The sequence below is a fragment of the Cellulomonas sp. P4_D11 genome (genome assembly GCF_056401915.1).
Genome location: NZ_JBFUIK010000051.1, coordinates 1 through 17,539 on the forward strand (window position 1 = coordinate 1; position 17,539 = coordinate 17,539).

Consider the following 17,539-nt stretch of genomic DNA (forward strand, 5'->3'; position numbering starts at 1 on the left):
GCCACGGCCAGCTCGGTCGCGGCCGGMCCGGCCGCCGGTCGCGTGCCGCGCACGCGGGCGTCGAGGTCGCGCAGCGCGCGGTCGTCGTCGGCGGTCGCGGGCACGTCGCCGAACGCGACGTCGTCGAAGGTACGGCCCGCAGCGATGAGATCGGCGCCCAGGGCGGGCAGCCGGCCGGCCGCGGCCAGGGCGGCCTCGTGCGCGGTCCGCGCGGCGCGCTCGTCCAGCACCGCGCGCTCCTCGAGGCCACGGACGATCGCTCGGTAGCGCTCCAGGACCGCGAGCGACCAGTCGGCGCGCGCCGCGGCGGCGTCGGCGGCCGCGCGGATCTGCTCGGCGGTCCGGGCGTCGTCCGCGTCCAGGACGCGACGGTCGGAGACCCCGCGCCCCGCGCGGCGGACCGGGCCGGCGACGAGGAACGCGATGACGACGACGGCCGCCACGACCCCGACGACGGCGAGCACCGCCCACGGGTCGAGCGCCGCCGGGGTGCGCAGGCCCGCGAGCTGCTCGGAGATCCAGGTCAGCAGGCGCCGCAGCAGCGAGGTCTGCTCGTGGTAGACGGGGTCGAGGAGCTCCTCGCGGGCCCAGCGGCGCGCGGTCGCGGCGTCGGGGTCGACCGGGATCCCGGTCGCCGCCCGGGCCGCCAGACTCACGCGGTGGTCTCCGCGGCGCGGGCCAGCTCGACGTCCAGGCCCTCGCGGCGCATCCGGACGTCGATGTAGAGGAGCGCGACGACGGCCGACAGGAAGGTCGTCGACAGCGTGGACGCGATGATGTTGGCGACGCCGATGACGACGATCGACCCGAACGAGGTGGCCGTGGGGTCGCGCAGGAACAGCCCGGCGATCAGCGAGGCCGGGAAGACGATGATCTGCGCGATGATCCCCGCGAGGAAGCTGGTCAGCAGGTAGATGCCGAACAGGCGCCAGAAGCTCCCGCGCGTGAGCCGCCAGGCGCGACCGATCGTCGGCCAGAACTTCTTGCCCTCGAGCATCAGGGCGGGCGCGACGAGCAGCGTCCGGGTGGAGTACCACACCCCGAGCACGAGCAGCGCCGCCGCGCTCAGCAGCCCGACGACCACGGCGAGAGCGACCTGGTCGTTCACCGCGAGCAGGACGACCCCCGTCACCATCACGCCGAGGACGACCGCCCACACGAGCCCGGTGAGGAACGTGAAGCCGACCACGAGCCAGACCCGCCAGGAGCGCAGGACCTCGGCGACCGTGGCCACCTGGCCCAGCACCGACCGGCTCACGGAGACGATGAGCAGGCCGGTGAGCACCGTCGTCGCGATCGCGGTCACGGGCGCGCCGACGAGCAGGCCGAACGACGAGCCCAGCTGGTCGGCGATGCCGAGCTGGCCGGAGGGGTCGATGTCGGTGGAGACGTCGGTCAGCCCCCGGGCCGAGATGCCGCGGACGTACCACTGGATGACCGACTGGATCGTGACCGCGAGCGTGACGACCAGCGCGGCGAGCCCGAACATCACGCGCGGGTTCGCGCGGATGGCCCGGAACGCGCCGTCGTAGATCTCGCCCATGCCGAGGGGGCGCAGCGGGATGATGCCGGGCTGCAGGGCCTGCGGGCGCCACTGCACGCCCGGGGGTGGGGGAGACGCCGGACCCCACGCGCCGTAGCCGACGGGCGGCTGCGGCGCGCCCCAGCCGGGCGGCGGCGGCGCGGTCGGCGGGCCGGGTGCGACAGGAGGTTCCGGCGGTGGCGTGCTGGTCCCGGCGGGCGCGGCCCACGTCGGCGTCTGCGGCACGTCGTCGTGCGGGCTCGTCATGCGAGCGCGGCTCCCTCGGCTGTCTGTCGGTCGGCTGGACTCCCCGGGCACCACCGACGTGGCCCCCGCGGAGCATTCATCGTGCCACGGCGACCGGTGGCTCCGACGCGCGGACGGGTGATCTGTGGGCCCGTGTCGGCCCCTTTCCACCAGGTGGCCCGGCTCCGGGCCTCTGCAGTGCGAGAATGCCGCCATGAAGGGACGCGTGCTGGTGGTCGACGACGACACCGCGCTGGCCGAGATGATCGGCATCGTGCTGCGGTCGGAGGGTTTCGACCCGGTGTTCTGCGAGGACGGTGACGAGGCGATCGGGGTGTTCCGCGCCACGCAGCCGGACCTCGTCCTGCTCGACCTCATGCTGCCCGGCAAGGACGGCAACGAGGTCTGCCGGCAGATCCGCGCCGAGTCGGGCGTGCCGATCGTGATGCTCACCGCCAAGAGCGACACGGTCGACGTCGTCCTCGGGCTCGAGTCGGGCGCCGACGACTACATCTCGAAGCCGTTCAAGCCGAAGGAGCTGGTCGCGCGCGTGCGCGCCCGGCTGCGCCGCAGCGACGAGCCCGCGCCGGAGCACCTGACGATCGGCGACGTCACCATCGACGTGCCCGGCCACCGGGTCGCGCGCGCCGGGCGCCCCGTGTCCCTCACGCCGCTCGAGTTCGACCTGCTCGTCGCCCTGGCCCGCAAGCCGTGGCAGGTGTTCACGCGCGAGGTCCTGCTGGAGAAGGTCTGGGGCTACCGCCACGCCGCGGACACCCGCCTGGTGAACGTGCACGTCCAGCGCCTGCGCTCCAAGATCGAGAACGATCCCGAGCAGCCCGAGATCGTCGTCACCGTCCGCGGCGTCGGCTACAAGGCGGGCGTGGCCTCGACGTGAGGCGGTCAGGAGCAGCACCGTGCGGCTGAGCGGCACCTGGCGGCTGGTCCGGGCACGGTCGCGTCGTCGTGCTCGCTCGTGGATCCGCACGTGGCGCTCGTCGCTGCAGGTCCGTGTCATCACGTCCACCATGGCGATCGGCCTCGTCGCTCTCGCGCTCGTCGGCGGGTACGTCAGCGCCCGCATGGCCGACGGCCTCTTCAACGCTCGGCTCGAGCAGGTGCTCCAGGAGAGCGCCCGCTCCACCCAGCAGGCGCAGGCGACGCTCGACGCCTCGACGGCGACCTCGGGCACCGACGTCCAGCGGCTGCTGGGGGACGTGGCGAAGTCTCAGCGCACCGGCGGCTCCGACCGGCGCGAGGTCTTCCTCCTGCGCGCACCCGGTCAGAAGGGCGGCAGCGTCACCGTCTCGGGTGCTGCGTCGGACGCCTCCCTCATCGGGCTGGTCAGCCCCGAGCTCCGGCTCGCGACGGCCGGCGGTGGTCAGCAGTGGCAGTCGGTCGCGATCGACCAGGAGTCGGGCGGCGTGTCGCCCGGCGTCATCGTCGGTCAGGACGTGGTCGTGCCGGTCGACGGCACCTACCAGCTGTTCTTCCTGTACAGCCTGCAGTCCGAGCAGGACCGGCTGGACTTCCTGCAGCGCACGCTCGGCCTCGCGGCGGTGGCCCTGGTCGTCCTGCTGGGCAGCATGACGTGGCTGGTCACCCGCCAGACGGTCCGGCCGGTGCGGCGCGCGGCGCAGGTCGCGGAGCGGCTGGCCGACGGGCACCTGTCGGAGCGGATGCCGGAGAAGGGCGAGGACGAGATGGCGACGCTGGCCCGCTCGTTCAACGAGATGGCCGACAGCCTCCAGGACCAGATCCACCGGATGGAGGAGCTGTCGACCCTCCAGCGCCGGTTCGTCTCCGACGTCTCGCACGAGCTGCGGACGCCGCTGACGACGATCCGCATGGCCGGCGAGGTCATCCACTCCTCCCGCGAGGACTTCGCCCCCGCCCCCAAGCGCTCCGCCGAGCTGCTGCAGACGCAGCTGGACCGGTTCGAGGACCTGCTGGCGGACCTGCTCGAGATCAGCCGGTTCGACGCGGGCGCCGCGGTGCTCGACGCCGAGGGTCGCGACGTCCGGGACGTCGTCATCCAGGCCGTCGACCACGCCTCGACGCTGGCCGACCGGCGCGGGGCGTGGCTGCACGTCGTGGTGCCCGAGGAGCGCTGCGTCGCGGACATCGACCCCCGCCGGGTCGAGCGCATCCTGCGCAACCTCCTCGTGAACGCCGTCGAGCACGCCGAGGGCAGCACGGTCGAGGTCACGGTCGGCGCCGACGCGCACGCCGTCGCGGTCACCGTCCGCGACCGCGGCGTCGGCATGACGCCCGACGAGGCGGTCCACGTGTTCGACCGCTTCTGGCGCGCCGACCCCGCGCGGGCCCGCACCACCGGCGGCACCGGGCTCGGCCTGGCGATCTCGCTGGAGGACGCGCACCTGCACGGCGGCTGGCTCGAGGCCTGGGGCCGGCCGGGCCGCGGCGCGAGCTTCCGGCTGACGCTGCCCCGCCGCGCCGGCATCCGGCTGACCGGGTCGCCGCTGCCGCTCGCGCCCGACGAGTCGCCCATCACCGGCGCGCTGCGGATCCCCGTCATCCGTCCGAACACCGACCCCGCCGCCCTGCCCGACCTGGCGTCGGACGAGCACGGGGCCCACGACGCGGACGACCGCCAGGAGGTCCGATGACCGCGCAGCGGCTCCGTCGGGGCGCCCTCGCGGTGGCGACCGTCGCCGTCCTCGCGGCGTGCTCGGCCATCCCGACGTCAGGACCGGTGCAGGAGGGGAACGCCGAGGTCAGCGAGCCCTCCGACATCGACGTGCTCGCCGAGGGTCCGCAGGCGGGGGACTCGCCGACCGAGATCGTCGACGGTTTCCTCGCGGCGGGCGCTGCCGGGTTCTCGGACAGCTTCGTGACGGCGCGGGAGTACCTCGCGGGCGAGGCGAAGGCCACGTGGAAGCCCGACGCGGGCGTCGCGGTCGCCGGTCCGCTCGAGTACGAGCCGACCACGGTCGAGACCGAGGTGACGATCGACGTCCCGGTCAAGGCCAAGGTCGACGAGGACGGCCGGTACGTCGAGGCGCCGCCGGACGGGCGCGAGTCGGTCACGTACGACCTCGTGCAGGACGACGCGGGCGAGTGGCGGATCGCCGCCCTGCCCGACGGCCTGATCCTCCAGGAGGAGGACTTCGCGCGGAGCTTCCGGCCGGCCTCCCTGTACTTCCTGTCGCCCGACGATGCCTTCCTCGTGCCGGAGTCGCGCTGGTTCCCGAACAAGAACCTGCCGACGTCGATCGTCCGCGAGCTGCTCGCCGGCCCGTCGCCGTGGCTGCAGGACGCGGTCGACACGGCGGTCCCGGCCGGCGTCCAGCTCAACCCCGAGTCGGTGACGGTCGACACGGACGGCGTCGCGCGCGTGTACCTGGAACCGGCCCTCGCCGTCACCCGCGCCGACCGCGGCCTCCTGCTCGCCCAGATCGATGCGAGCCTGCGCCCGGTCCCGTGGATCGGCACGGTCGAGGTCTACGCGGGGGAGCTGCTGCTGGAGGGCGCGTCGAGCCTGCAGCACGGGTCGCTGCCGCCCGGCAACGTCGAGTTCCTGCAGGACGACAAGATCGTCGCCCTCGTGGACGGCGAGGCCACCCCGGTGCCGGGGATCGAGTCGCTCGCGGGTCTCGACCCGCGGTTCCCCGCGACGAACGAGGACGGGTCGGTCCGCGTCATGCTCTCGGGCCCCGGCACGCTCAGTACCGTTCCGACGGACGCGGCACCCGCCCGCGACCTGCTGACGGGGACCGGGCTGGCGGCACCGTCCGTCGACCGCTTCGGCTGGACCTGGACCGCCGAGTCGTCGGGCGGGCTCATCGCCGTGCCGACCGAGGGCGACCCGGTGCACGTGAGCGCGGACTGGCTGGAGGGTCGGACGGTGCGCGCGGTGCGCATGGCGCGCGACGGCGTCCGCATCGCGATCGTGTCGGCCGGCGCGGACGGGGTGAGCCTCGACGTCGCCGCGATCACGCGCGACAAGTCGGCGGCGCCGCAGCAGCTCGGCATCCCCGTCCGTGCGGGGGCCTCCCTGGTGGACGCCACCTCGGTCGTCTGGTCCGACGAGTCGACGCTCGCGGTGATCGGGCGCTCCTCGGGCAACTCCGCGGTGCACCTGGTCCCCGTCGCCGGACCCACCAGGCCTCCGCTCCCGGAGGTCGCGAAGCTCGACGCCCTGGCGGGCGGCTCGGTCATCTACGTGACGACGACCGACGGCGAGCTGCGCAAGTTCGTCGGCTCCACCTGGGCCCAGGTCCTCGGCGTGAAGGACGCGGCCGACCCGTACTTCCCCGGCTGAGGCGCCCACAGCCCCTGATCGTGCACACCCTGCCCGGCGGTCGTCCGCCGGGCAGGGCACGGTCGGGGCATGACGTTCGCCCGGGACCTGCTCGGCCTGCTGCTGCCCGTCGAGTGCGCGGGGTGCGGGGCCGACGACGTCGCCTGGTGCCCGGTGTGCGCGGCGCGGCTGGGCGGACGCCCGTGGCGCTGCGAGGACCGCGCCCCGCGCCTCGACCGGCTGGACGGGACGGCGGCCCTGCCCGTGTGGACGCTGGCGGACTGCACCGGCGACGTGCGGCGCGGGATCGTCGCGTGGAAGGACCGGGGTCGGCTCGACCTCACGCGGGCCTTCGCGCGCGCGGCCGGTCGCGCGGCGCTCGAGGTCGCGCCGGAGCTCGGCCGGTCCCGCTCGGTGCTCGTCGTGCCCGCACCCTCGACCGCCGCGTCCCGCCGGCGTCGGGGCGCCGACCTCGTCGGCGCCCTCGCGGCGGCCGCGGCCGACGGCCTGACGGCCGGGGGACTGCCGGCGCAGGCCGTGCCGGTCCTGGTGCGGGCCGGCGGCCGGGACCAGGTCGGCCTCGGTGCCCGCGCGCGCTCCCGGAACCTCGCCGGCCACGTGCGCGTGGCCCGCGGCGGGGTGGACCGGGTGACCGGCCACGACGTGCTCGTCGTCGACGACGTCCTCACCACGGGGGCGACGATCGCGGCCGCCCGCCAGGCCCTCGAGCGGGCGGGCGCACGGGTCGTCGGGGGCCTCACGCTCGCGTCGACGCCCGGACCGGGGGCGCCGCCGAGGCTGCCGCCCGCCGGGCGGATGTCCACAGGGTGATCCGTGGGCGATGCGGGTGGTTCCCCGGCACCCGCGGGGTTAGCGTGGAGGCCTGAGCCACGGCGCCGCGCGGAGCCGACCCCCACCAGGGTCGTCCGGGCAGGCCGCGGGAGGAGGTGACGCCGCCCGACTGCCCCCTGGGGCAGCCCATCGCATGTCACCTGGGCGGGTACGTCCCGCCCCTGACCTCGCAGGAGGCTCACATGGAGATCGTGGTTGCCGGCCGGCACACCGAGGTGCTTCCGAAGTACCGGACGCACGTCGAGCAGAAGCTCGCGAAAGTCGAGCAGCTGGCCCCCCGCGCACAGCGGATCGATGTCGTCGTGTCGCACGAGACCAACCCCCGACAGGCGGGCAGCAGTGAGCGTGTCGAGCTCACCGTGGTCGACCGAGGACCCGTGATCCGCGCCGAGGCGTGCGCAGACGACCGGTACGCGGCGCTGGACCTGGCGCTCGGGAAGCTTCTCGAGCGGCTGCGTCGCACGCGTGACCGGCGCAAGGACCACCGCAACCACACTCCGATCGCCCCTGTCGACGTCCGCCCGCCCGAGCCCGAGCCCGAGGCGCCCGCCGCCGTCGACCCCGACGCCGCGGTCGAGACGACCCTCGGCGACTCGCCCGTGATCATCCGGGAGAAGGTCCACCAGGCGCAGCCGATGACCGTCGACGACGCGCTCTACGAGATGGAGCTCGTCGGGCACGACTTCTTCCTGTTCATCGACGCCGAGACCGCCCAGCCGTCGGTCGCGTACCGCCGCCGCGGCTGGAGCTACGGGATCATCAAGCTCGACACGGCGGTCGCGGGAGCGCCGCTCGCCACCGTCAGCAGCTGACCGCCCGACCACCGACGCCCGCCCGGTCCACCCGACCGGGCGGGCGTCGTCGTGTCGGTGCCGCAGGGCAGGATGGGCGGATGCTGCCCGAGCGCCTCTCGCTGTCCCAGGCTCGTCGCATCACGCTGCGGTCCCAGGGCCTCGACCGCCCCCGCCCGGACCGGGCGGCGCCGGCGACGATGCGGCAGTTCCAGCAGGTGGTGGACCGCCTCGGGGTCCTGCAGATCGACTCGGTCAACGTGCTGGCGCGCGCCCACCTCATGCCGACGTTCTCCCGGATCGGCGCGTACGACCCGGCGCTGCTCGACCGCGCCTCGGGGCGGTCCCCGCGGCGGCTGGTCGAGACGTGGGCACACATGGCCTCGTTCGTGCCGCCCGAGACGTACCGGATGCTCGGCTGGCGGCAGCGCGCGTACCTCGACGAGGCGTGGGGCGCGATCGCCGAGGTGCCGCTGAAGCACTCGCCGATGGTCGACGAGATCCGGTCGATCATCACCGAGCGCGGTCCGATCACGGCGCGCGAGGTCCAGGCGGACTTCGAGGCCGAGCACCCCACCTCGCGCGGGGAGTGGGGCTGGAACTGGTCGGTGGCCAAGCGAGTGCTCGAGTTCCTGTTCTTCACGGGCGAGATCACGTCGGCGGGCCGCAACGGCGCGTTCGAGCGGCGGTACGACCTGACCTCGCGGGTGCTGCCGCCGGAGGTGCTGGCCGCCCCGGAGCCGTCGGACGAGGACGCGATCCGGGCACTCACGGAGATCGGCGCCCGCGCGCACGGCATCGGCACGCTGCGCAGCATCGCCGACTACTTCCGCATCAAGGAGGCCCGGGTCCTGCCGGCGATCGCGGACCTGGTCGAGGACGGCGTGCTGCACGAGGTGACCGTCGACGGCTGGAACCAGGGGACGGTGTGGCGGCACCGCGACGCGGACCTGCCCCGCCGGGCGACGGGGCGCGCGCTGCTCAACCCGTTCGACCCGCTGATCTTCGAGCGCCGCCGCGTCGAGGCCCTCTTCGGCCTGCGCTACCGCATCGAGATCTACGTCCCCGAGCCGCAGCGGGTGTGGGGGTACTACGTGCTGCCGTTCCTGCTCGGGGAGTCGCTGCCGGCCCTCGTCGACCTCAAGGCCGACCGACAGTCCGGGGTCCTGCGCGTGCAGGCGGCGCACCGGGCCCTCGGCTCGACCACGCCGGACGCCGCCGTCGTCGAGCCCCTGGCCGCGGAGCTGCGCGAGCTCGCCGGGTGGCTCGGGCTGGAGGACATCGTCGTCGGCGACCGCGACGGCGTGCTGCGGGGCGACCTCGCCCCCGACCTGGTGCACGCCCTCCGGTTCGCCGCATGACTAACGAGACGCGGCCGCGGGACTTCGCGCTGGTCGCCCTCGGCGGTGTGCTCTGGGGCACCGGCGGCTTGGCCGGTGCCGCGCTCGCGGACGTCGCCGGCCTCCCGCCGCTGACAGTGGCCGCGTACCGGCTTCTCTTCGGCGGCGGAGTCCTGCTGCTGGGCCTCGCCGCCACGGGCGCGCTGCGCGATCTCGCGCGGAGCCGCCCGGTCGTCCTCCTCGTCGTGGAGACCGCACTGCTCGCCGCCGTCTACCAGGCCGCCTACTTCGCCGCGGTGCAGCGCGCGGGTGTCGCGGTGGCCACCCTCGTGGCGCTCGGCGCGGCGCCGCTGCTCGTGGCCGTCGGGACCGCCGTCGCCGAGCGGCGGCTGCCGTCGCCCCGCACCCTGGTCGCGCTCGGCCTCGCGCTGACCGGGCTCGCGCTCCTGGTCGGACCGTCGGACGCCGCCGGCCCGGGCGCCGCGGCCGGGGCCCTGCTCGCCCTGCTGGCCGCAGCGGCGTTCGCGACGATGACCGGCCTGAACCGTCGCAGCGTGCCCGGCCTGGGTCCGCTGCCCCTCACGGCGACCGCGTTCACGCTCGGCGGAATCGTCCTCCTGCCGGTCGCCGCGGTGGCTGCGCCGGGGCTCGCGGTCCCCGTCGACGGGCAGGGCTGGGCGCTGCTGGCGTACCTCGCCGTGGTGCCGACCGCCGCGGCCTACAGCGCGTACTTCACGGGGTTGCGGCACGTCCCGGCCACCACCGCGGCCCTGCTCGCCCTGCTCGAACCCCTCACGGCCACGGTCGGTGCCGTCCTGCTGCGCGACGAGCGGCTCGGCGCCGCCGGCGTGGTCGGTGCCGTCCTGCTCGGCGCCGCGGTGGTCGTTCTTCGCCCGCGCCGCGCAGGCTCGCCTACGATGGACGCGCCCGGCCGTGCGGCCGGTCACCTCAGCCGCTCCGACGCCGCGCGCGCCCGGAGTGCGAACACGTCGGGAGTAGTGCGTGCCAGCGATCCTCGAGAAGGTCCTGCGCCTCGGTGAAGGCCGGATCGTCAAGAAGCTGTCGGGCATCGCCCAGCAGGTCAACGCCCTGGAGGACAGCTTCACCGCGCTGTCCGATGCCGAGCTGCGCGAGGAGACGGACCGCTTCCGCGCCCGGCTCGCCGAGGGCGAGACGCTCGACGACCTGCTGGCCGAGGCGTTCGCCACGGTGCGCGAGGCGTCGCGGCGCACGCTCGGCCAGCGCCACTTCGACGTCCAGCTCATGGGCGGCGCCGCGCTGCACCTGGGCAACATCGCGGAGATGAAGACCGGCGAGGGCAAGACGCTCGTCGCGACCGCGCCCGCGTACCTCAACGCGCTGAGCGGCAAGGGCGTCCACGTCGTCACCGTGAACGACTACCTCGCCAGCTACCAGGCCGAGCTCATGGGCCGCGTCTACCGGTTCCTCGGCCTGACCAGCGGCGTGATCCTGTCCAGCCAGGAGCCGGCCGAGCGGCGCAAGCAGTACGCGTGCGACATCACCTACGGCACCAACAACGAGTTCGGCTTCGACTACCTGCGCGACAACATGGCGTGGAGCACGGACGAGCTGGTCCAGCGCGGCCACAACTTCGCCATCGTCGACGAGGTCGACTCGATCCTCATCGACGAGGCCCGCACTCCGCTGATCATCTCCGGGCCGGCGTCGGGCGACGCCAACCGCTGGTACGCGGAGTTCGCCAAGGTGGTCCGTCGCCTGCAGGCCGAGCGCGACTACGAGGTCGACGAGAAGAAGCGCACCGTCGGCGTCCTGGAGCCCGGCATCGAGCGCGTCGAGGACTACCTCGGCATCGAGAACCTCTACGAGTCCCTCAACACGCCGCTCATCGGCTTCCTCAACAACGCCATCAAGGCGCAGGAGCTGTTCAAGCGCGACAAGGACTACGTCGTGATGAACGGCGAGGTGCTCATCGTCGACGAGCACACCGGCCGCATCCTGCCGGGCCGCCGCTACAACGAGGGCATGCACCAGGCGATCGAGGCCAAGGAGGGCGTGGCCATCAAGGCCGAGAACCAGACGCTCGCCACCATCACCCTGCAGAACTACTTCCGCCTCTACGGCAAGCTCGCCGGCATGACCGGTACGGCCGAGACCGAGGCCGCGGAGTTCCAGGGCACGTACAACCTGGGCGTCGTCCCCATCCCGACCAACCGCACGATGCAGCGCATCGACCAGCGCGACTTCGTGTACAAGAGCGAGGACGGCAAGTTCGACGCCGTCGTCGCGGACATCGTCGAGCGTCACGCGCAGGGCCAGCCGGTCCTCGTCGGCACCACGAGCGTCGAGAAGAGCGAGCTGCTCTCCTCCAAGCTGAAGAAGCAGGGCGTCCCGCACGAGGTGCTCAACGCGAAGCAGCACGCGCGCGAGGCGTCGATCGTCGCGCAGGCCGGGCGCAAGGGCGCCGTGACCGTCGCGACGAACATGGCCGGCCGAGGCACCGACATCATGCTGGGCGGCAACGCCGAGTTCATGGCCGTCGAGGACCTCTCGGCCCGGGGTCTGGACCCCGCGGAGAACGCGGAGGAGTACGAGGCCGCGTGGCCGCTCGCGCTCGAGAAGGCGAAGGAGTCGGTCGCCGCGGAGCACGACGAGGTCGTGGAGCTGGGCGGGCTGTACGTCCTCGGCACCGAACGGCACGAGTCGCGCCGCATCGACAACCAGCTGCGTGGTCGTTCCGGCCGCCAGGGCGACCCGGGCGAGTCGCGGTTCTACCTGTCGATGCAGGACGACCTGATGCGCCTGTTCAACTCCGGTCTCGCGGAGTCGATGATGACGCGCGCCGGCTTCCCCGAGGACATGCCGCTCGAGTCGAAGATCGTCACGCGCGGCATCCAGTCGGCGCAGTCGCAGGTCGAGGCGCGCAACTTCGAGATCCGCAAGAACGTCCTCAAGTACGACGACGTCATGTCCCGCCAGCGCGAGGTCATCTACGAGCAGCGCCGGCGCGTCCTGGAGGGTGAGGACCTGCACGAGCAGGTCAAGCACTTCCGCAACGACGTGCTCTCGGCGTACATCACCGGTGCCGCGGCCGAGGGGCGCCCGGAGGACTGGGACCTCGACGCGCTGTGGACGGCGCTCAAGGCGGTCTACCCCGTGTCGATCACGCCCGACGAGGTCGTGGAGCAGGCCGGCGGCGCCACGCGCCTGACGGCGGAGCTCATCGAGCGGGAGATCCTCTCCGACGCCGCGCACGCGTACCAGGAGCGCGAGGAGGAGATCGGCTCGGACAACATGCGCCAGCTCGAGCGGCGCGTGACCCTGTCGGTCCTCGACCGCAAGTGGCGCGAGCACCTCTACGAGATGGACTACCTCAAGGAGGGCATCGGCCTGCGCGCGATGGCCCAGCGCGACCCGCTGGTCGAGTACCAGCGCGAGGGCTACCAGCTCTTCAACGCGATGACGGACGCGATCAAGGAGGAGACGGTCGGCTACCTGTACAACCTGGAGGTCCAGGTTGCGCAGCCCGACGCTCCCGCCGTGACCGCCGACTCGGCCGTCCAGGCGGCGGCGAGCGCCGGTGCCCAGGCGGCGCTCGCGCGGTCCGTGTCCGACGGCCCGACGCCCGGCAAGCTCGTCGCCAAGGGCATCGACGGTCCGGCCGAGCGCGCGCCGCTGCAGTACACGGCTCCGTCGGTCGACGGCGACGGCGGCGTGGTCACGCGCGGCGACGCGGGCGGCAAGAACGCCGGCGCCCGTCCCGCGGCCGCGGCCGGCGAGGACGGCACGGCCAACCGCGAGGCGCGCCGCAAGGCCGCGAAGCAGCAGCGCAAGCGCTGATCGCACGACGAGGGCCCGCTTCCGGCACAGGGAGCGGGCCCTCGTGCGTCGAGCCACCGCCTGGGGTCAGCCGATCTCGAGCGCGGTGACCCGCCACGCGCCTCGGTGACCCTCGAGCCGGACGGCGACGGCGCGGACCCGGGCACCGTCGTCGGCGACCACGCTCGCCTCGAGGACGTACGGCTCGACACGGCACGTCCGCGCCCGGCGGATCACGGGCGGTCGGGCGATCCCGGTCCGGCCGAGCACCCGCTGGGTCAGACCGGCGCGGACCTGGAGCGAGTCGAACACCCCGGGCGTCAGCCAGCGGGCCAGCTGGGCGGCGGACCGTCGCCCGGCGAGCACCTCGAGCGCGGCGAGCGCGATGGTCCGCGCGACGACGGCCGGGTCGCCCTCGGGCAGCGGGCCGGTCTCGTCGTCGTCGACGTCCGCCATCGGCGAGCGGTCGCTCGCCCGCAGGACCGCGACGCGTGCCGACGCCGTGAGGGGCACGCGATGTGCGGGTCCGACGGCTTCCTCGACGGTCGGGCGGGGGAGAGCCGGGACCAGGCGGGCGTGCGGCCGCGTCAGCGGGGCGCCGCCGGGCACACGCGCCGCGCCGCCGCCGACGCTCGCGAACGCCTCCTCGACGGTCCCCGTCCGGGCGAGCACGAGCCCGCTCATGAGGACACCCCAGCGAGGGACGACGGCACCGTGAGGACCTGCCCCGGCGTGATGAGGTCCGGGTCCGCCCCGATGGTCGCGGCGTTGGCGCGGTACCACTGAGGCCACGCCGCGGCGATCTGCGCGTCGCTGGCGTCCGGTGGGAGGTGCCGCGCGGCGATCGCCCAGAGGCTGTCCCCGGCAGCGACGACGACCCCCGCATCCGTCGTCGTGCCTGCCGTTCCTGCCGTGGCTGTCTGGCCCGACGCGGCCTGCGCGCCGGTTGCGTCCGTGCCGACGACCGCGTCCGAGGGTGCCGGCGTGCTCGAGCTCGGCCCTGCGGCGGCCTGGCCGTCCGCCGCAGCGCTCGACACCGGCTCGACGTCGGCGGTCGACCGTGCGGGCGGCGCACTCGACTCCGCCGGACCGTCCACCGCGGCGTCCTCGACGGTCGGCGTGGTCACCGCCCACCCGAGATCGTCCGCCCCGACGGCCGGTGCGACGCTCGACGAGGCGGACGGCGTCGGCTCCGGGGCGGCCGCGGACGCTCCGGAGGCCATGCCGATCCCGACGCTCGCCCCGACGACGAGCACGAGGGCTTGGCGAACGACCCCGGGCGCGCAGCGCTGCACCAGCCGCTCACCGGCCCGCCACCTGGCGCCGGCGGCCCGGGTGACGACGCACGCCGCCGCGACGAGGGTCGACATGGCGAGCCACAGGGCGACCACGAGCCCTGCCGCGATCACCGCGAGCTCGACCGCCGCCTCGACGCGCCACGGTCCGGTGTGCCCGGATGCCAGGGCGTCGAGCCTGAGGGTCAGCGCTCCCGACAACCCGGACGCGGCCAACGTCCCCGCTAGGAGTGCACCGAACGTCGCGGTGTGGCGGACGCGCTTTGTGCTGTCGTCGATCGGCATGGCGGCCCCTGATCATGTCGTTTGATGCAGTTTGATGATGCTTGAGTGTCATAGATGTACCTGATTGTCCGATGCGGTGTCCAGTGGGGTGCTTCGTACCGGGCGAGCGTGACCGCTTGTGCGGCTCCCGCCCGGTGTCACCCGGATCGCTCCGCGGCGTCTGCCTCGATCGGGGGCGTGACCGGTTGGACCGCGCGGCGGAGCTCGCCGGACGCGTGGCTGCGCAGCACCCAGGGAGCTCGTGCCCGACGACGGAGATCACCTCCGGACGCTGACGCCGACCTCGGCCTGCACGCGCCGCACGAGGGCGGGAGGCGAGCAGCTGACGGGGATTCCGGGCTGATCGCCGGTCGCGACCCCCTACGGTGCTCCCATGCGGTGGGAGGCGCTCTTCGCGGACATGGAGGCCCAGCTGGCGGCGGGCCGGCTCGCCGAGGTGCGGGCCGACGTCGCCGAGCTCGCGCGGGCGGAACGCGCGTCGGTCGGACTCGCCGCCCGCGCTCGCGCCTCGGTCGGTCGACAGGTCCGCGTGCTCGTCGCGGGCGGCGACGCGCACGCGGGGGAGCTGGTGGATGCGGCGCCCGAGTGGCTCCTGCTGGCCACGTCGCCGGTCCGCCAGGCGCTGGTGCCGCTCACCGCCGTCGCAGCCGCCGACGGGCTCGTCGCGCACGCTGCGCCCGAGGCGGGTGCGGTCGAGTCACGGCTCGGGCTGGGTCACGCCCTGCGCGCGCTCGCCCGGGATCGCTCGCTCGTCCGCGTCGACGCCGCCGGCACCGAGCTCTCGGGCCGCATCGACCGCGTGGGCGCCGACCACCTCGACCTCACCGACGGCCGCGTCGTGTGGGCGGTCGCGTTCGCCTCCGTGCGGGTGGTCCGGTCGGGCTGACCGCCTCAGTCCGAGGGAGCGTCGATCTCCTCGGACGCCTCGCCCTCCGCGGCCGCCTGCGCTTCCGACTCCGACTCCGTGGCATCGTCCGTCGCGCCGCCGTCGCCGGAGATCCGGGCGCGGGTCTCCTCGTACATCCGCTGGATGTACTTCTCCAGCTCGGTGGACTCGACACGCCACTGCAGGCGCCCGCCGATCTGGATGGCGGGCAGCTCACCCGAACGGACGAGCGCGTAGGCCTGCGGTGCGGAGATGTTGAGCACCTCGGTGACGTCCGCGAGCGTCAGGAACCTCGAAGGCATGCCCGCAGTGTGGCACGCGCTGGCGCCCGGACCGGTTTGTCCACAATGCTCCCTCCGCGGCGTCCTGCACACGGCAGGATGGCGGCTCCCGGCAGTGCGCGACGAACCAGGAGAGTCGATGGACACGAGCGTGCTCGATCTGCCCGCGCCGGTGGCGGCGCGGCTGCGTCGGCCGGGCTGGCGCGACCCGCGCCTGCTCGCGGGGATCGCGATGGTCGCCGCGTCGGTGCTGCTGGGCTCGTGGGCGGTCCGCACCGCCCAGGCCACCGTGCCGGTGTACGTGACGCGGGCCGCGCTCGTGCCGGGCGACCGGGTGGCGGTCGACGAGCTCGCGGTCGTGGACGTGCGGCTGGGCACCGTGAACCTCGACCACTACCTGCGCGCGGACCGGCCGGTCGCCGACGGCGTGGTCGTTCGTGCCGTCGGTCGCGGCGAGCTGGTGCCCGCGTCGGCGGTGGGGTCCGCCGCCGACCTCGACCTGCGTCCGGTGTCGATCACGCTGACCCGCGCGCCGTCGCAGGACGTGGCGCCGGGGGCCCTCGTCGACGTCTGGTTCACCCCGCCCGCACCGGATGACGACGCCGCACCGGGGGAGCCGCGGCAGCTGGCAGGCGGCCTCACGGTCGCGGAGGTGGCCACCCCGTCGGGGGCGTTCCGCGCGTCCGGCGGGAGCTCCGTGCAGGTCCTGGTCCCCACGGACGTGCTGCCCACGGTCCTGACGGCGCTGGCCGCCGACGGCACGGTCGACGTGGTGCCCGTCCCGGGAACGGGAGGCTGACGTGACGGTCGGGGTGCTGTGCGCCGTGCAGGGTGCGGCCGAGTCGCTCATCGTGCAGGCCGTCGAGCAGACCGGCGGCCGGCTCAGCGTCACGCGGCGGTGCGCCGACCTCACGGAGCTGCTCGCGGCGGCCGAGGCGGGTCTCGGGCGGGTCGCCGTCGTGTCCGGAGATCTCGATCTGCTCGACCGCGAGGCCGTCGACCTCCTGCACCGAGCGGGGGTCCGGGTGGTCGGGCTCGGCGACGTCGCGCGGCCCTGGCTGAGCGAGCGCCTCGCTGCCCTGGGCGTCGACCTGGTGGCCGTGGCGCCGCAGGACGGGGCGTCCGCCGACTCGCTCGTGCGCGACGCGCTGGCCGTCGTCGGGAGGGCGTCCGACGAGGCGCCGGGGCCGGCGTTCCCCGACGAGCCGACGTTCCGCCGCCCGGCCCGCGGTCTCGTCGTGGCGGTCTGGGGGCCGACGGGTGCGCCGGGACGGACGACGGTCGCGGTGAACGTCGCCGCGGAGCTGGCCGCGGCCGGGCGCCGCACGCTGCTCGTCGACGCCGACACGTACGGGGGCTGCGTGGCCCAGGTGGTCGGCATGCTGGACGAGGCGCCGGGCCTGGCGGCAGCCGCCCGTGCGGCGGGCCAGGGGACGCTCGACCTCATGACGCTCGCGCGGCTCACTCCGTCGATCGCGCCCGACCTGCGGGTCCTCTCCGGGATCTCTCGCGCGGACCGGTGGCCCGAGCTGCCGTCCGCGTCGCTCGACGCCGTCTGGTCGGTCGCCCGCGGGCTGGTGGAGTGGACGGTGATCGACTGCGGCTTCAGCCTGGAGCGCGACGAGGGTCTGACCTACGACACGCGCGCACCCCAGCGGAACGCCGCCACGCTCAGCGCGCTGGAGGCCGCGGACGTCGTGCTGGTCGTCGGGGCGGGGGACCCGGTGGGCCTCCACCGGCTGGTCCGCGGCCTGGGCGAGCTCGCCGACCTGGGCCTGGGGGCGACGCGGTTCGTCCTGGTCAACCGGGTCCGGGCGTCGGTCGCCGGTCCCCAGCCGGCCGACGCCGTCGCGCAGGCTCTGGCCCGGTACGCCGGCGTCACCGACGCGCACCTGCTGCCCGACGACCGGCCCGCACTCGACGCGGCCGTGCTCGAGGCRCGCACGCTGCGCGAGGCCGCGCCGGGCTCGCCGGTGCGC

The 17,539-nt window shown here is 74.5% G+C and carries 15 protein-coding genes and 1 pseudogene; 11 read left to right on the top strand and 5 right to left on the bottom strand.

Going from position 1 to position 17,539, the window contains the following annotated elements:
- A partial coding sequence (locus AC1DT4_RS19100) for a DUF4129 domain-containing protein (RefSeq protein ID WP_477091339.1) occupies positions 1-656 on the bottom strand: 656 nt, incomplete at its 3' end.
- Positions 653-1,789 carry a glycerophosphoryl diester phosphodiesterase membrane domain-containing protein gene (locus AC1DT4_RS19105; RefSeq protein WP_477091340.1) on the bottom strand — a complete coding sequence of 379 codons (1,137 nt, stop codon included), beginning with the start codon at positions 1,787-1,789 and terminating at the stop codon, positions 653-655. The genes AC1DT4_RS19100 and AC1DT4_RS19105, both read right to left, overlap by 4 nt.
- Positions 1,790-1,982: 193 nt before the next feature.
- Here AC1DT4_RS19105 and mtrA point away from each other — a divergent pair, with 193 nt between their 5' ends.
- The 8 genes from mtrA to secA all read left to right on the top strand — a co-directional run bounded on the left by mtrA (position 1,983) and on the right by secA (position 12,834).
- Positions 1,983-2,666, top strand: a complete 684-nt coding sequence (mtrA, locus tag AC1DT4_RS19110; RefSeq protein WP_055912929.1) for an MtrAB system response regulator MtrA — start codon at positions 1,983-1,985, stop codon at positions 2,664-2,666.
- A gap of 19 nt (positions 2,667-2,685) precedes the next feature.
- Positions 2,686-4,398: an MtrAB system histidine kinase MtrB gene (mtrB, locus tag AC1DT4_RS19115; RefSeq protein ID WP_477091341.1), complete on the top strand. Its 1,713-nt coding sequence runs from the start codon at positions 2,686-2,688 to the stop codon at positions 4,396-4,398.
- Positions 4,395-6,053 carry an LpqB family beta-propeller domain-containing protein gene (locus tag AC1DT4_RS19120; RefSeq protein ID WP_477091342.1) on the top strand — a complete coding sequence of 553 codons (1,659 nt, stop codon included), beginning with the start codon at positions 4,395-4,397 and terminating at the stop codon, positions 6,051-6,053. Before mtrB ends, AC1DT4_RS19120 begins: the two co-directional genes overlap by 4 nt.
- A gap of 69 nt (positions 6,054-6,122) precedes the next feature.
- Positions 6,123-6,863, top strand: a complete 741-nt coding sequence (locus AC1DT4_RS19125; RefSeq protein WP_477091343.1) for a ComF family protein — start codon at positions 6,123-6,125, stop codon at positions 6,861-6,863.
- Between the two features lie 203 nt (positions 6,864-7,066).
- Positions 7,067-7,696: a ribosome hibernation-promoting factor, HPF/YfiA family gene (gene hpf, locus AC1DT4_RS19130; protein ID WP_477091344.1), complete on the top strand. Its 630-nt coding sequence runs from the start codon at positions 7,067-7,069 to the stop codon at positions 7,694-7,696.
- An 80-nt stretch (positions 7,697-7,776) separates the two neighbouring features.
- Positions 7,777-9,036, top strand: a complete 1,260-nt coding sequence (locus AC1DT4_RS19135) for a winged helix-turn-helix domain-containing protein (protein WP_477091345.1) — start codon at positions 7,777-7,779, stop codon at positions 9,034-9,036.
- Complete coding sequence (locus AC1DT4_RS19140) at positions 9,033-10,055, top strand: DMT family transporter (RefSeq protein WP_477091346.1); 1,023 nt, start codon at positions 9,033-9,035, stop codon at positions 10,053-10,055. Before AC1DT4_RS19135 ends, AC1DT4_RS19140 begins: the two co-directional genes overlap by 4 nt.
- Positions 10,018-12,834, top strand: coding sequence for a preprotein translocase subunit SecA (gene secA / locus AC1DT4_RS19145; RefSeq protein WP_477091347.1), 2,817 nt, complete (start codon positions 10,018-10,020; stop codon positions 12,832-12,834). The genes AC1DT4_RS19140 and secA overlap by 38 nt, the downstream gene beginning before the upstream one ends.
- Before the next feature lie 66 nt (positions 12,835-12,900).
- Here the strand turns inward: secA and AC1DT4_RS19150 are convergent, their stop codons facing one another.
- Entirely contained in the window at positions 12,901-13,497 is a 597-nt protein-coding gene (locus tag AC1DT4_RS19150) for an Rv3235 family protein (protein WP_477091348.1), read from the bottom strand.
- A complete protein-coding gene (locus AC1DT4_RS19155; protein ID WP_477091349.1) occupies positions 13,494-14,393 on the bottom strand; it encodes a LysM peptidoglycan-binding domain-containing protein in 900 nt (299 codons plus the stop codon). The genes AC1DT4_RS19150 and AC1DT4_RS19155 overlap by 4 nt, the downstream gene beginning before the upstream one ends.
- A 373-nt stretch (positions 14,394-14,766) precedes the next feature.
- On the opposite strand from AC1DT4_RS19155, the gene AC1DT4_RS19160 reads away from it, so the two are divergent.
- Positions 14,767-15,279 carry a hypothetical protein gene (locus AC1DT4_RS19160; RefSeq protein WP_477091350.1) on the top strand — a complete coding sequence of 171 codons (513 nt, stop codon included), beginning with the start codon at positions 14,767-14,769 and terminating at the stop codon, positions 15,277-15,279.
- Positions 15,280-15,374: 95 nt separating this feature from the next.
- Here AC1DT4_RS19160 and AC1DT4_RS19165 read toward each other — a convergent pair.
- A pseudogene (locus AC1DT4_RS19165) lies at positions 15,375-15,581 on the bottom strand (helix-turn-helix domain-containing protein); the annotation flags it as partial.
- Positions 15,582-15,699: 118 nt separating this feature from the next.
- Here AC1DT4_RS19165 and AC1DT4_RS19170 point away from each other — a divergent pair.
- Both AC1DT4_RS19170 and AC1DT4_RS19175 read left to right on the top strand, forming a co-directional pair.
- Positions 15,700-16,359: a hypothetical protein gene (locus AC1DT4_RS19170; RefSeq protein ID WP_477091351.1), complete on the top strand. Its 660-nt coding sequence runs from the start codon at positions 15,700-15,702 to the stop codon at positions 16,357-16,359.
- A 1-nt stretch (position 16,360) separates the two neighbouring features.
- On the top strand, positions 16,361-17,539 hold a 1,179-nt coding region (locus AC1DT4_RS19175; RefSeq protein ID WP_477091352.1), incomplete at its 3' end, for a CpaE/TadZ family protein.